Raw genomic sequence first — 13904 nt, forward strand, 5'->3', positions numbered from 1 at the left:
CGGCATTCATCGCTTTTACTTGGCCCACGACAATCCTCGGCAAGCCGCCCGAGGCCTTCGGGGACCCGCGCAATCGCTTGCTGATTAAAATTGTGGCAGGGCCAGTCCGCTGCCATGATTTTGCCGCAAGGCTGGCATTTCACCTTTTATCTCAAACCGTTAGGTGATCACGCGAGATTTCGCACCGTAGCCATCTTTTGTTCGCGAATTGGGAACGGAAGGGGTAGAGGGGCATTGTTTTGCGACGCGTTAACCGATACGTGTCAAGAAATGGTGCAGTGCACAATGAATGTTTGGGCGGAGTAAGCTGAAGTGTCCCTTCTGCAAATCTACTGGAGAGCGCTGGGTTATCTCGCTGCCGACAGGAAGCGCGTCGCGCTGATCTGCGGCGCGAATGTCGCTCTCGCAGCCATCGCCATCCTTGAGCCGATCATGTTCGGACGGGTGATCGGTGCCATCTCGGAACGCGGCTCCGTCTTCCAGACGCTGGCGATGTGGGCCGGCCTCGGCGCCTTCAACATCGTCGCCTTCGTGCTGGTGGCGCGTGGCGCCGACCGCTTTGCCCACAAGCGCCGCAGCGAGGTGCTTTGCCAGTCGTTCGAGCGCGTGATCACCATGCCGCTTGCCTGGCATCATCAGCGCGGCACCTCCAACGCGCTGCACACGCTGCTGCGCGCCGTCGAGACCCTGTTCAGCCTGTGGCTCGAATTCATGCGCCAGCACCTGTCCACCGCCGTCGCCCTGGTTCTGCTGGTGCCGACCGCGATCAGCATGGATCTGCGCATGTCGCTGGTGCTCCTGGGCCTCGGCGTACTCTATGTCGGCATCGGCCGGCTGGTGATGCGCCGCACCAAGGAAGGCCAGGCGGCCGTCGAGCGGCACTATCACCAGGTGTTCGCGCATGTCACCGATTCGGTCAGCAACGTCGCCGTGCTGCAGAGCTACAACCGCATCGGCCACGAGACCGAAGCGCTGAAGCTTTATGTCAAGAACCTGCTCGATGCGCAGAATCCGGTGCTCGACTGGTGGGCGATGGCCAATGCGCTGCATCGCCTGTCGTCGACCATTTCGATGATGATCGTGCTGTTGATCGGCTCCTATCTGGTGATGAATGGCCAGTTGCGCATCGGCGACGTCATCGCCTTTACCGGCTTTGCCACGCTGCTGATCGCCCGCCTCGACCAGATGTCGGCATTCGCCAACCAGATTTCCGAAGCCAGGGCCAAGCTGGAGGAGTTCTATCAGCTCGAGGACTCCGCCGCCGAATCCGCCGAGCCCGATGGCTTGCGTGATCTCGCCAATGTCACCGGTCATGTCCGCTTTGAAGCTGTCGGTTTCGAATTCGCGAATTCGGGGCAGGGCGTCGTGGACGTGTCGTTCGAGGTCCAGGCCGGACAGACGGTCGCCATCGTCGGCCCGACCGGCGCCGGCAAGACCACGCTCATCAATCTTTTGCAGCGCGTCTTCACGCCGTCCAGCGGCCGTATCCTGATCGACGGCGTCGACACCCGCACGGTGACCCGCAAGTCGCTGCGCCATTCGATCGCCACCGTGTTCCAGGACGCCGGCCTGCTCAACCGCTCGATCGAGGACAACATCCGCGTCGGCCGCGCCGAGGCGACCTATGACGAGGTGCACGCCGCCGCCAACGCCGCAGCCGCGCAGGATTTCATCCTGTCGAAAAGCGCCGGCTACGACACGGTCGTCGGCGAACGCGGCGGGCAGCTTTCGGGCGGCGAGCGCCAGCGCATCGCCATTGCCCGCGCCGTGCTCAAGGACGCGCCGATCCTGGTGCTCGACGAAGCCACCAGCGCGCTCGACGTCGAGACCGAAGACCGCGTCAAGGAAGCGATCGACGAACTGCGCCGCGGCCGCACCACCTTCATCATCGCCCACCGCCTGACCACTGTTCGCGACGCTGATCTGGTCGTGTTCATGGACAAGGGCCTGGTGATCGAGATGGGCGGTTTCGCCGAACTGTCGATCCGCAACGGCCGCTTTGCCAGCCTGCTGCGCGCCGGCGGCCTGCTCAACGACGAGGAGGTTCGCCGCCTCAGCCGCACCGTGCAGCAGCAGCAGGGCGAGGCCGCCTGAGGGCGCTTCTTCCTTCTCCCCTTGTGGGAGAAGGAAAGCCTGCGACACCGACTCCAGATTGCCCCAATCTCAGCAGCGGTCTATGTAGAGCCGCATGAGCGACACGACTTCACGCCTTGCAGGCTGGATGGATCTTGCCAACCCGACGCGCTTCGTCGGACTGGCCGACAGGATCGTGCCGTGGCTGGCGTCCATCGCCGCCATTGTCCTGGCGGTCGGGCTCTATATGAGCTTCACGGCGCCGGAAGATTTCCAGCAGGGCATCACCGTGCGCATCATGTACATCCACGTGCCTTTCGCCTGGCTCGCCATGATGTGCTACACCGTGATGGCGATCTCCGCTCTTGGCACGCTGGTCTGGCGCCACCCGCTGGCTGATGTCGCGCTCAAATCCGCCGCACCCATCGGCGCCGTCTTCACCGCACTGGCGCTGATCACCGGCTCGATCTGGGGCAAGCCGATGTGGGGCACCTGGTGGGTGTGGGACGCGCGGCTGACCTCGGTCTTCATCCTCTTTTTGATGTATCTCGGCATCATCGCGCTGACCCGCGCGCTCGACGACGCCAGCCGCGCCGCCTGGGCCGCCGCCATCATCACCCTGGTCGGCTTCATCAACATTCCGATCATCAAATTCTCGGTCGACTGGTGGAACACGCTGCATCAGCCGGCATCGGTGTTCCGCCTCGGCGGGCCGACCATCGACCCCAGCCTGCTGTGGCCATTGCTGGTGATGGCTGTCGGCTTCACCGTGCTGTTCTTCGCCCTGCACCTGATGGCGATGCGCACGGAAATACGCCGCCGGCGGGTGATTGCGATGCGTCGGGTTGCGGCACGGCAGGCTAGCTGACCTCGGTCGCGTTCCGTCGCGCCCCCCTGTCCTGCCGGACATCTCCCCCTCAAGGGGGGAGATTGGCTTTCACGTATTGCTTCGCTAATCGCGAACGTTGAAGAGAAGGCGCCGTTGGCGAAACTGCCGATCTCCCCCCTTGAGGGGGAGATGGCCGGCAGGCCAGAGGGGGGCGCTGTCCCGCCAGCGTTCAAAGAATTTTCCCTGAAGCGCATGCGCTCCAGCTTGGTTCACCCCGTGCGTCCCCGCGCCGCCACCGGCAGCGTTTCCAGCACCTGTTCGCCCGCAATCAGATGCACCTGGTCGAACAGATTGGTCACCACGCAGCAATGGTCGGGCACGACGCGCACGCGCTCGCCGATGCGCAGCCTGGCGTCGCCCGAAAGCGTGACGTTGCCGTGCTCCTCGCTGAGCCCGGTCACCCGTGCCCCCGCAACGCCAAGCAATTCGCCGAAATCGGCAAGACCCAGCGTGTCGCTGGACAGCGCCTTGCTGCCGGCATCGAGGATGGCGCGCGTCGGCGTCGGGTGGCTGACCACCGTCGACAGCACCGTCAGCGCGCAATCGTCAAGGCTGCCGACGCCTTTGGCGACCTGGTAGCGGTCGAGATAGATGTAGGTGCCGGGGCGGTATTCGGTGACGACGCTGTCGTCGCCGGAGCGCCACATATCCGGTGTGCCGCCGCTGGAGATGCGTTCACAGGTGAGGCCCGACGCGGCCAGCGCCTGCTTGGCCTGAGCAAGCCAGGCCTCGGCCTCCGCGGCGCGGCCCGCTGCCGGGTAGGTCATCAGCCCGCCGAAGCTAAGCCCCTTGGCCTTGTCGATCTCTCTCGCCAGCGCAACAGCCTCGCTGGCCGACTGGACGCCGCAGCGGCCCATGCCGGTGTCGCATTCCACCAGCACCGGCAGCTTGTGGCCGGCATCAGTGAAGGTGGCGGCCAGCCCCTCCAGCGTCTCCCTGCTGTCGGCGGTCACCGAAAGCGTCACACGACCATGCAGCGCCAGCAAGCGCTCCAGCTTGGCTCGCCCGAGGATGTTGTAGGGCAGAAAAATATCGGCAAGCCCGGCATCGGCCATCACTTCGGCCTCGCCGATCTTCTGGCAGGTGATGCCAACGGCGCCGGCGGCGACCTGCTTCCTGGCCCAGTAAGGCAGCTTGTGGGTCTTGATGTGCGGCCTGAGTTTCAGCCCATGGCGGTCGGCATGGGCCTGCGCCCGCGCAATGTTGGCTTCGGCGCGGCCGGCATCGATCAGGATCGCCGGCGTATCGAGGTCGTCTATGCTGAGCATGAATGTCACCCTGGGAATTTGCCCAGACTTATGGCCTCGATCGCAGCCGATGTCATGGGGCCAGCATGCAGTTTACGTCGACACCGGATCGGTGTTCGGTTATGCGCTACAGGCACCGCCTGAAGAAGGGATCATGATCATGAAGCGCTCCACCATCAACGACATCATCCGCGACGCCGACGCCTTCATCCGCTCGTTCGGCTACATCATGCCGCCCTTCGCCTACTGGAGCCCGGAAGAGATGAAGGCGCGCAAGGTGGACTCCGCGGCCGTCTTCAGCTCGCGGCTCGGCTGGGACATCACCGACTACGGCCAGGAGAAGTTCGACGAGCTCGGCCTGTTCCTGTTCACTGTGCGCAACGGCGTCTACGCCGACATGAAAAAGGGCATGGGCATGCTCTATGCCGAAAAGATCATGATCTCGCGCAAGGACCAGCTGTCGCCGATGCACCGCCACAACATCAAGGCCGAGGACATCATCAACCGCGGCGGCGGCAAGCTGGTGCTCGAACTGTTCATGCACGATCGCGACGGCGGTATCGATCCGAAGGCCGAGGTGTCGGTGCCTGTCGACGGCACCATCCACAGACTGCCGGCGGGCGGGCTTTTGAAGCTCGATCCGGGCCAGAGCGTCACCTTGATGCCCGGCGTCTGGCATGCCTTCTGGGCCGAAGGCAAGGACGTGCTGATCGGCGAGGTCTCGACCGTCAATGACGATCTCACCGACAACGTGTTTCGCGAACCGATCGGCCGCTTCTCCAACATCGACGAGGATGTCGCGCCGCTGCACCTGCTGGTGTCGGACTATGAGAAATGGGTGGGGTAGGGCGCGCCCAAAAGACCACTTAGCGCTGGTGCTTGTCGGCCTTGCGGTTGCCGAGCAGCAGCTTTCGTTCGAGATGCGCGCGTAGCTCTACGTAATATGCCGTCAGGAACGCACGGGCATCATGCGCTTGCGGAGCGGCTCCGATCTTGCGTCCGATCGTCTCGGCCACCGTCTTCAGCGCGAAATAATCGTCGCGGCGCAGCACCTCCTCCAGCTTGTGCAGTTCGGCTATGCCATAGGCGTCGAGCTGAGCCTGGCTGAAGCGGAAGGTTCCGGCGCCGGGATCCTTTCTTGCCGACAGGTCCTCGACCAGCGCCACCTTCGGCGCCTCGACCACCCAGGTTCCAGCCAAAAGGTCGCCAATGCGCATGCGGTCGCGGTTGAAGAGCGGGAACAGCGCAAACAGCAGCGCCCAGACCAGTCCGAAGATCGTCGACAGCGTGTCGGCCAGCCCCATCTCGCTGCGGCCGAGGATGATCGACAGCGGCAGGAAGATCTCGATCTCGCGCATCAGATTGCGGGCGATGACCTGATCGATCGACAGGCCGGCGCCGCTGCGTGACGCCACCCGGATGCCGACCATCCGTTTGCCGGGCGTGGCCGCGCGCCGGCCGGCTTCGAAGGCGATGAAATAAGCGTTGCGCAGGAAGAAGATCAGGATGATCCAGACGATGAACAGCGGTTGAGCGCCTTCGCCGTTGAGGCCGGCCAGCCCGAACAGCGCGACGATCGAGATCACGATTGCGGTGATGATGATGATCACAAAGTCGAGCAGGAAGGCGGCGCCGCGTGTGCCGGCATCAGCGAGCTTGATCCTGAGATCGACGCCTTCGGGCGTGATCAGCGGCCGTATCGTCGAGACGGCAGCGCGCCTAGCTGTCGCCATGCCGCACCACCCTGAACAAATAGAAATAGCAAAACCATAGCGTCAGCATGCCGCCGCCAATGGCGTAGCGTGTACCGTCGCTGGTGATCACCTGCCTGCCGATGCCTTCGAGCAGCCCGGCAAACAAAAGCATGATCGTCACCCCGACCATGGTGGTGGCGGCCACGCGCCCGGCATCGGCCGCAGCCGACATCCGGGTCAGTTCGCCGGGGAAGGCGATGCGCGTGCCGATGCGCATGCCGGCAGCGCCCGCCAGCGCGATCGCGAACATCTCGGTGGTGCCGTGGATAGACAGCCATCCGCCGAGCTCCAGCCCGAGCCCCTTGGCGACATAGATCTGGAACATCGCGCCGAGCAGGCAGCCATTCATCAGGATCAACAGCACGCTCGGCACCGCGAAGGCAAAGCCGAGCGCGAAGGCTAGGATCGCCACCTGGACATTGTGCGTGAACAGATAGGCGGCGAAGCCCGACAGGAAGTTGCTGTCGGCGCCATCGTAGAGCACCTGCCGCAGCACTTCGACTGAGGCGTCCGGGTTGCGCCCGCCGGCGAGACTCGGCGGAATGATGGCATCGAACCAGCCCTTGTCTTTCGTCACCAGCCAGTAGCCGGCGGCGAAGCCGACAAAGGTCAGGACGACCGACAGCACGGTTTCGCGCCACAAATCGCGAATGGCATGCGGCCAGTCATGCAGGAAGAAATCGCCGATGCGCTGCCTGAGGCTCCGACGTGCGCCATAGAGGTAAAAATAGCCGCGCAGGCAAAGTGCCTCGAGATAGCTGACCAGCGCGTTGTCGAGCGAGGTCGCCCGCGCCACCGAAAGCGACGACAGCGCCGAGCGGTAGAGCAGGGGCAGCGACAAAAGCTCGTCTTCCGACAGCGTGCGCGGCGCGCGTTTCTCGACCCGGGCGAGCAGCGCCTCGAATGCTTTCCAGTCGGCCTCGCGCTCCGAACGGAAGCTCGCCAGCGATTGGCGCACGGCATCCTTGCCGACCAGCGCGTTCACAACAGATCCTCCCGCTTGAGCTCGAGATAGCGCTCGACCAGCGCCGGCCCGAGTCTCTGGTGGTCGGCCTCGATGACATGGGCGCCGAGCAGCCGCAGCCGCCCGATGACGACCTGCCTTTCGCGCAGCAATCCGCCGGCGACGACCGAGCGCGCCACGTCCTCCGGAGTGTCCGGCGGCATGTCGGCCAGCGTTTCCAGCTCGACGTCCTTCATCATCATGAACAGCACCAGATGCCGCTCGGTAAGCCGCCCCACGGTGCGCAGCATCAGCTCGGCGCTGATCGGATCGACGAAGTCGGTGAAGATGATCACCAGTGAGCGCCGGTCGAGCCGCGCTGCCAGCGTCGTCAGCGCCAGGGTGAAGTTGGTCTCTTCGGTGGAATAGTCGATCTCCGCCGCCCGCTTCTGGATCATGGCGAAGCTAGCCGAGCCGCGTACCGCGCCGCTGGAAACGCGAGGGCGCGCATCGAAGCCGAACAGGCTGACCATGTCGCCGCCCTTCAGCGCAATGAACGCCGATAGCAAGGCGGCGGTGACGGCGCGGTCGACCTTCGGCACGCCGTCGACGGGCTCGCACATCAACCGGCCGCTATCGATGGCCAGCACGATGTTGTTGTTCTCTTCGATGCGGAACTCGCGCGCCAGAAGCCTGCCGTGGCGGGCGGTGCGCTTCCAGTCGATCATGCGCCGGCCCATGCCGGGCTGGTAGTCCTTCAGCGCCTCGAATTCGCGGCCCTGGCCGGCGCGGCGTTGCGCATGGCCGTCGGGCAGCGCCTGGCGCTGCAAAAGCGTGATCGCCTCATCACGGGCGCTGCTGACGTCGGGCAGCACCGCCACCTTGCTGTCCATCGGCAGCACGACCTGGTTCCAGACCAGCCCGAACGGCCCGCGCCAGCGCACCCACAAGCGGTCGAACCTGGCCATGCCGCGCCGCAGCGCCTGAAATTTGAGGTCGAGCGAGGCGCTGCCGGCCTCAGCTGTCAACGCGCCGCCGGTGCCGCCGAGCGGCGCCAGCCGCTCATCATGGCCGAGACGCGCCTGCACCGCGCGCGGGCGTCCGCCAAGCCTGGCGGTGACATGGACGGTGAACTGGCCGCCGACGCTGACCTGCGGCGGGGCATGGATGCTGGCCTCCAGCGACGAGCGCCCGCGCCCCGCGGCCGCGTCCACCGCCAGGAAGGCGAGCAGCGCGCAGATCCACAGCAGACCGAGATACCACAGCGACGGCAGTGCAAGCGCGATCAGGAAGGCCGGTATTGCACCTGCCGCACCTGCCCAGATTGCCCGGCCGCTCGGATAGATCAACGTGGCGCTTCCGTCTGGTCGACAAGGTCGGTGACGATCTGCTCGACCAGGCGGCCGTCGATCTGCGCCGCCGGCGACAGGATCACCCGATGGCGCAACGCCGGCACCGCAAGCGCCTTAACGTCGTCGGGGATGACATAGGCGCGCCCGTCGAGCGCTGCCCGGGCACGTGCGGCCCTCGCCAGCATGGCGCCGGCACGTGGGCTGGCGCCAACCTCCAGATCGGGGCTGGCGCGCGTCGCCCGCACCAGCCTTGCGATATAGTCGACGACATCGTCGACAAGCGTGACCTCGCCGACCGTCGCCAGCGCCTTTTCCAGCGTCTTGCGGTCGGTTTGGGCGGTGATGCCGTATTGCTTGATATCGTGCGAGGCGGTGCCGCCGCCATGGTGGATGATGATCGCCTTTTCCTCTTCGGGGCCGGGGTAGCTCACCCGGTGCTTGAACAGGAAGCGGTCGAGCTGGGCCTCGGGCAGGGGATAGACGCCCTGGTGTTCGATCGGGTTCTGCGTCGCCACCACCATAAAATTCTGGCCGAGCGAATGGGTGGTGCCGTCAAAGGTGACGGCATGCTCCTGCATCGCCTCCAACAGAGCGGCCTGGGTCTTGGGCGGCGTGCGGTTGATTTCATCGGCGAGCAACAGATCGCAGAAGATCGGGCCGCGCGTCAGCGTGAATTGCCCGGTCTGGAAATTGTAGATGTTGGAGCCGACGATATCGCCAGGCATCAGATCGGGCGTGAACTGGATGCGGCCATAGGCGACGCCCAGCGCCTGGGCGAAGCAGCGCGCCGTCATCGTCTTGGCCGTGCCCGGTGGTCCCTCGAGCAATATATGCCCGCCGGCGAACAAGGCCGTCAGCATCAGATCGACCGTATCGTGTTGCCCGGTGATGGCCTTGGCCACCTCTTCCCTGATCTGTGTCGCCAGGGCCTTTACATCATCGACGTTCACCGAGCCTCCTTGCCGTCCAGTCGTGCAGCTGTTCGGCTGCCTCATGCATTTGTGTCAGGGTCTTTGCCGCGTCGGCGGCCTGCAGGCGGGTCGTGAATCCGCCGGGTTCGCCCTTATCGCGGGAATCGAGCCAGCGGTCGAGCGCTTCGCCCTGCAAACCGTGCGGTGCGCCGAGCAGCGCGCCGGCGCGCACCCGCGCCAGCGCGCCATAGCGATCCCCCAGTTCCTCCAGCCGGCCGGCACGGCGCAGCAGCGTCGCCGTGGTGTCGACCAGTGCCCGCTTGCCGAAGGCGATGGCGCGCTGATCGGCCCGCGGCGGTCCGAACCGGCCAAGGCCATGCAGGAACGCAAGTGCCGCCGCCGCCAGGATCGTCAGCGTCAGCGCCAGGAATGGCGGCTCGACCAGAAGCTTGGCCAGATCGTATTTCCGTCCCATGCCATGCAGCGTCAGGTCAAACATCACCGGACCTTCTTCGGGCTGCAGGAATTCGATCAGCTTGAGCGCCGCCGCCGCCTTATCAGGATACTTGAGCCCGGCATTGTTGATCAGGTCGGGGTCGGTCAGAACATAGAATCGCTCATCCTCGACTTCGGTCAGCACGGCCTTGCCGTCGCCGGCTGCAATGAGGGGATGTTTGTCGGCCACCCATTGCAGTTGATCGGGAACGCTGACCGTCTGTCCCGCAATGTTGAGCTGCGAGGCAGCGGTTCCACCTTCGCCGACTTTCGCCTTGGCGATGCGGCCGAGCCAGTCGTCCACCATGACATTGGGCAGCCGCAGGATCTTCATCTCCCAGCCTTCGTGGCCGGCCAGCGGCATGGTTGCCCATTTGGGCAGCACGAACAGCGTATCGAGGCCCTTGCGGAGTTTGATGATGTTGGCAAGCGCATCGGGGTCGCTGTCGGGCGAAATGGTGACGATGAGGAGCATCTCGGTGCCGAGATCGCTGTCGGAACGCGCCATATCGGGCGCTTCGCCGGTCAGCTTCAGCCATTCCGCGAGGCCCGCATAGCCGATGCCGCTCTTCGACAGCGGCGTCGCGCCACCGACATTCGGCTGGCGGAAGTCGGGGGCATAGGTGGACAACAGGAAAAACCCTGCCGCGGCGAGCAGGCTGGCAAGGATGCCCCAGAACAGCGTCCTTCGGCTGAACGGTTCCTGTTGGGCGATGTCGTCTGTCGCAGCGCTCACACCCAGGCATCCCTGAAGACGAATCGCTCATAGGCGCCGCGCGCTTCCTGCCAGCCTTCCGGGCCGACCGGCCGGCGCGCGAACAGCGCCGCCTCGACGATGCGCGCGATCTGGGTGAAGGCACTGCGCGCCCGCGCCGGGAGCGAAGCAGCATTGGCGATGTCGCGCGCGGTCAGCGACGGGCGCAGGAAGTCGGGCAGGCGGCCGGCAATGTCGGCGACACTGCGGCGCAGCAGAAGATGCACCGCCTCTTCGTAATTGCCCTGCGCCGCCAGCTCATCGGCTTCCGACAACAGGATCTGCGCCGCAACGGTGTCCGGACGCCAGGTTGCTTCCGCCTCGGCCACACTCTTTTTGCGGCCCCAGGGCAGGCGCCAGGCGACGCCCTTTACTTCAAGGATAATCAGCAGCAGGACGATGGCGGCTGCTATGATCACCGCGCCCCAGAACAGGTAGATCATGTAGGGGCCAAGCTTGCCCAGGAACTCGACCAGCGGTTTCAGCCAGTCGGGTGTCTTGGGCGGGACATAGGCGGGCAGGCCGAACTGGATCGAATCGTCCGACAGCAACTGCTTGTGCAGCTTGGCCAGCCATTCGGCTTGCGCAGCGTCCGGCTGTGCAGCTGTCACCTCTTCGCCCCCCATGCAACCTGCGGTCGACACTGGCAATACGCCAAGACAATTGCAAGCACCTCCAACCGCAAGTATCAATATCCGACAGTTTGGGATTTTGTTCCATAAGCAGGGGGGAATATAGCATGGCGTCGATTGCCGAAGTCCGACCGGAAAAATTCCGCATCGGCAGCGCTTTCAGCAATACGTTTTCGGTTATCGGGCGTAGCTTCGTCCCACTTGCCGCCATCGTCGGCCTTTTTTCGACGCTGCCTGCGCTGCTGTACAACATCTGGAGCTTTGGACGGATTGCCAGGATGGTAGTACCCGGCGAGGGGTTCGAGCAATCGGCGATGGCAGGCTACGGTGCCGTTTCGATGATTGCCGGCCTGGTGCTTCTGATGTTGGCCTTTCTGGCGCAGGCGGCGCTTGTGCGAGCGACAATAGAAGATTTGAACGGCAAGCGCCCATCGATTGGCGATTGCATTCAAATAGCCCTGCGCAGCTTCCTCTCCACGCTCGGAATTGGCCTTGTGATCATCGTGGCAATTTTTCTGGTGGCGATGATTTTAACGATCATCACCATGGCTATCCCCATTGTCGGCGGCGTGATTGCACTTCTGTCGCTCATCCCCATAGCCATGTGGTTGATCAGCATATCGGTGGCCGTGCCCGTCGCCGTTCAGGAAAGGCCTGGCGTCTTCGCCTCGATTTCGCGAAGCAGAGCACTAACGAAGGGAAGCCGCTGGCGGATATTCGCGCTGTTTCTGGTCCTCGGCATTGTTGCGATAGGGCTACAAGTGGTTTTCACCTTGCTGTTTCAGGCTGCAATAGTAAGCGGCGGTATCAGCACCACCGGACTCATTGCCGCCGCCATCGGAAGCAGCTTGCTGTCGACAATCGTTTCGGCAGTGATTTCCGTGGCGATCGCCGTCACCTACGTCGAACTGCGTCAGGTCAAGGAAGGCACCAGTGTCGAAGAGCTGGCGGAAGTCTTCTCGTAGGAAAGACGCCGCGGCGTGTAAGACCGGCCTGAGACATCAGGCCGGTCCCGGCCGGGCGTAGCCATGGCACCAGGCATCCCCGGCACAGGGCGGGCTGCGCACGGCTTCAATGACAGCAGCTGTGCCCTGCCTGCACGCTCGTCCGGCACAGGCACGATGAGGTGATAGCCATATCCGCCTTGGCCAGCGCGGCGGTCAGCCTGGCCTGCAACCCCGGGAGCTCCACGCTCTCGCCGCGCCGCTTCAAGCACTCCACCAGCCCGTGCAGCCCCCACACATTGTTCGGATGCTGGGCGCAACGCTGCACCTTGCCGCTCAGGCCGAGATCGTCGCGGTAGACCTGCTCGGCCTCCTCAGTGTGGCCCTGGTCGAGAAGCAGTGCAGCCAGCGCATGGCGCGGTGGGTGCATCCAGGCCCACGGCTCGGTGTAGGACAGATTGTCGTCGAGCTCGACTGCCTGTCGCAGATGGCGGTAGGCCTCATCGTGCCGTCCCTGATGATAGGCAAGCTCGCCATCGAGCAGAGCAGCGCCGACGGCGAGCGAGGCCCGCGTTGGATTGCTGAGGAAACGCCGTTCCGGCGGGATGCGCGACAGGTGCTGATGGAACCGCTCGCGCTCCTGTTCAGCTTCAGGGAAGTTTCGTAGCGTCGCATGCGCGACGCCCTTGGCGTAGTGCTGCATGGCAGCCGTCAGCACATAGAGTTCCGGCTCCGCCACCATTGGCTCGTTGATGATTTCCTGCCAGCGGCCGAACCGCACCTGCACATGCGCGCGCATGGCGTGATAGCCCTCCACGGTCTGCGTCAGCTTCGGCCGGTCGGGGATGCTGACGACATCGCCGGTGACTAGGCCGCGCACCTTGTCGGCGGCCCATAGTGCCGGCTGGTATTGGCCAAGGAACATGCAGGTGAACATCATCAGATGCAGGTCGTGGCAGCAGCCGAGCAAATAGTAGGTCGGCTCATCCGCATAGGCGAGATAGAGGTCGTTGGCGCGCACCGCCTTTTCGCTGGCCAGCTTCGCCTTCTCATAGTCGCCGCACAGCACATAGATGTGGCCCGGCATATGGTTCATGTGCCCGGCATCGGGGCACATTTCACCGAGCAGATCCGCCGAGCGCATGCCGCGTTCCGGCATGGTCGACATTTCCAGCAGATGGATGTGCAGGTGCACGATCGCCGGATGCTGCGCCACGCCGGCCTCGTCGGCGAGCCGGATTGAGCGCTCGCAAACCTCAAGCGCCTCGACGACATCGGAATTCGGCGCCGGCTTGCCGGCCTTGAGATCCCACAGACGCCGCACGGTGCGCATCATCAGCGCCTCGACAAACAGCGCCATCACATCGTGGTCGTCGGGAAAGCTTTGGTAGACGCGCCGCATCTCGGCGGCATAGGCATTGTCCCATTGCTCGAATTCCGGTGGCGTTACCGCGTGCGGTTTCTGGAAGCGCGAGGCCAGCGCCTCGATCAACCGCTTCTCCACCGCGCTGGCCGTTGCCGCGTTGGCGCGTGCTAGCTGGATATGTTCGAAACAGCGTTTGGTCGCCGCATTGGCTTCCGCTTCGCCGTGTTCCTTCCAGGTCAGATTGTAGAACGGGCCGGCGGCATAGGCGATGCCCCAATGCACGAAGGCGCAATCGGGGTCGGTCTCCAGCGCCTTCTCAAAGCATTTGATGCCTTCCTCGTGGTTGAAGCCGTAGCACCAGTTCAGCCCGATATCGAACCAGCGCTGGGTCTCGGCCGAGGCGGTGGAGATGGGGCGGCGATAGGTGCCGAGGTCGAAGTGATCCATGCCTGATTCGCTCTGAGCCGAAGGTCGGTCAGGCGCAATCTGTGCCAAAATTCACCCACATGGCAAATGGCATTCGGCCGGCGCTGCTTGAGAGTTG

Annotated in this window: 12 protein-coding genes; 4 read left to right on the forward strand and 8 right to left on the reverse strand. The window is 64.2% G+C overall.

Going from position 1 to position 13904, the window contains the following annotated elements; genetic code table 11:
• The first annotated feature begins 312 nt into the window (after positions 1-312).
• Positions 313-2094 carry a glucan ABC transporter ATP-binding protein/ permease gene (locus AC1DX6_RS30130; protein ID WP_477320165.1) on the forward strand — a complete coding sequence of 594 codons (1782 nt, stop codon included), beginning with the start codon at positions 313-315 and terminating at the stop codon, positions 2092-2094.
• Positions 2095-2188: 94 nt separating this feature from the next.
• Positions 2189-2941, forward strand: coding sequence for a heme ABC transporter permease (locus tag AC1DX6_RS30135; RefSeq protein ID WP_477320167.1), 753 nt, complete (start codon positions 2189-2191; stop codon positions 2939-2941).
• 230 nt (positions 2942-3171) lie between these two features.
• Here AC1DX6_RS30135 and AC1DX6_RS30140 read toward each other — a convergent pair whose 3' ends face one another.
• Positions 3172-4230 carry a D-TA family PLP-dependent enzyme gene (locus AC1DX6_RS30140; RefSeq protein WP_477320169.1) on the reverse strand — a complete coding sequence of 353 codons (1059 nt, stop codon included), beginning with the start codon at positions 4228-4230 and terminating at the stop codon, positions 3172-3174.
• A 139-nt stretch (positions 4231-4369) separates the two neighbouring features.
• Between AC1DX6_RS30140 and AC1DX6_RS30145 the strand changes: the two genes are divergently transcribed.
• The gene (locus AC1DX6_RS30145) at positions 4370-5056 is read left to right on the forward strand and encodes a D-lyxose/D-mannose family sugar isomerase (protein ID WP_477320237.1); all 687 of its coding nucleotides are present in this window, start codon (positions 4370-4372) and stop codon (positions 5054-5056) included.
• Positions 5057-5075: 19 nt separating this feature from the next.
• Here the strand turns inward: AC1DX6_RS30145 and AC1DX6_RS30150 are convergent, their stop codons facing one another.
• From AC1DX6_RS30150 to AC1DX6_RS30175, 6 genes are read right to left on the reverse strand one after another with little or no spacing between them, the layout of a single operon-like run.
• Positions 5076-5942 carry an RDD family protein gene (locus tag AC1DX6_RS30150; RefSeq protein ID WP_477320171.1) on the reverse strand — a complete coding sequence of 289 codons (867 nt, stop codon included), beginning with the start codon at positions 5940-5942 and terminating at the stop codon, positions 5076-5078.
• Positions 5929-6948: a stage II sporulation protein M gene (locus AC1DX6_RS30155; protein ID WP_477320173.1), complete on the reverse strand. Its 1020-nt coding sequence runs from the start codon at positions 6946-6948 to the stop codon at positions 5929-5931. Before AC1DX6_RS30155 ends, AC1DX6_RS30150 begins: the two co-directional genes overlap by 14 nt.
• Positions 6945-8255, reverse strand: coding sequence for a DUF58 domain-containing protein (locus tag AC1DX6_RS30160; RefSeq protein WP_477320175.1), 1311 nt, complete (start codon positions 8253-8255; stop codon positions 6945-6947). Before AC1DX6_RS30160 ends, AC1DX6_RS30155 begins: the two co-directional genes overlap by 4 nt.
• Positions 8252-9208, reverse strand: a complete 957-nt coding sequence (locus AC1DX6_RS30165; protein ID WP_477320177.1) for an AAA family ATPase — start codon at positions 9206-9208, stop codon at positions 8252-8254. The genes AC1DX6_RS30160 and AC1DX6_RS30165 overlap by 4 nt, the downstream gene beginning before the upstream one ends.
• Positions 9195-10400 (reverse strand): DUF4350 domain-containing protein, encoded by a 1206-nt coding sequence (locus tag AC1DX6_RS30170; RefSeq protein WP_477320179.1) that lies wholly within the window; start codon positions 10398-10400, stop codon positions 9195-9197. The genes AC1DX6_RS30165 and AC1DX6_RS30170 overlap by 14 nt, the downstream gene beginning before the upstream one ends.
• Positions 10397-11029, reverse strand: coding sequence for a DUF4129 domain-containing protein (locus AC1DX6_RS30175; RefSeq protein ID WP_477320181.1), 633 nt, complete (start codon positions 11027-11029; stop codon positions 10397-10399). Before AC1DX6_RS30175 ends, AC1DX6_RS30170 begins: the two co-directional genes overlap by 4 nt.
• 128 nt (positions 11030-11157) lie before the next feature.
• Here AC1DX6_RS30175 and AC1DX6_RS30180 point away from each other — a divergent pair, with 128 nt between their 5' ends.
• A complete protein-coding gene (locus tag AC1DX6_RS30180; protein ID WP_477320183.1) occupies positions 11158-12015 on the forward strand; it encodes a hypothetical protein in 858 nt (285 codons plus the stop codon).
• 106 nt (positions 12016-12121) lie between these two features.
• Here AC1DX6_RS30180 and AC1DX6_RS30185 read toward each other — a convergent pair whose 3' ends face one another.
• A complete protein-coding gene (locus AC1DX6_RS30185) occupies positions 12122-13807 on the reverse strand; it encodes a hypothetical protein (protein WP_477320185.1) in 1686 nt (561 codons plus the stop codon).
• Positions 13808-13904: the final 97 nt, after the last annotated feature.

It is taken from the genome of Mesorhizobium sp. P2_C4, assembly GCF_056404575.1.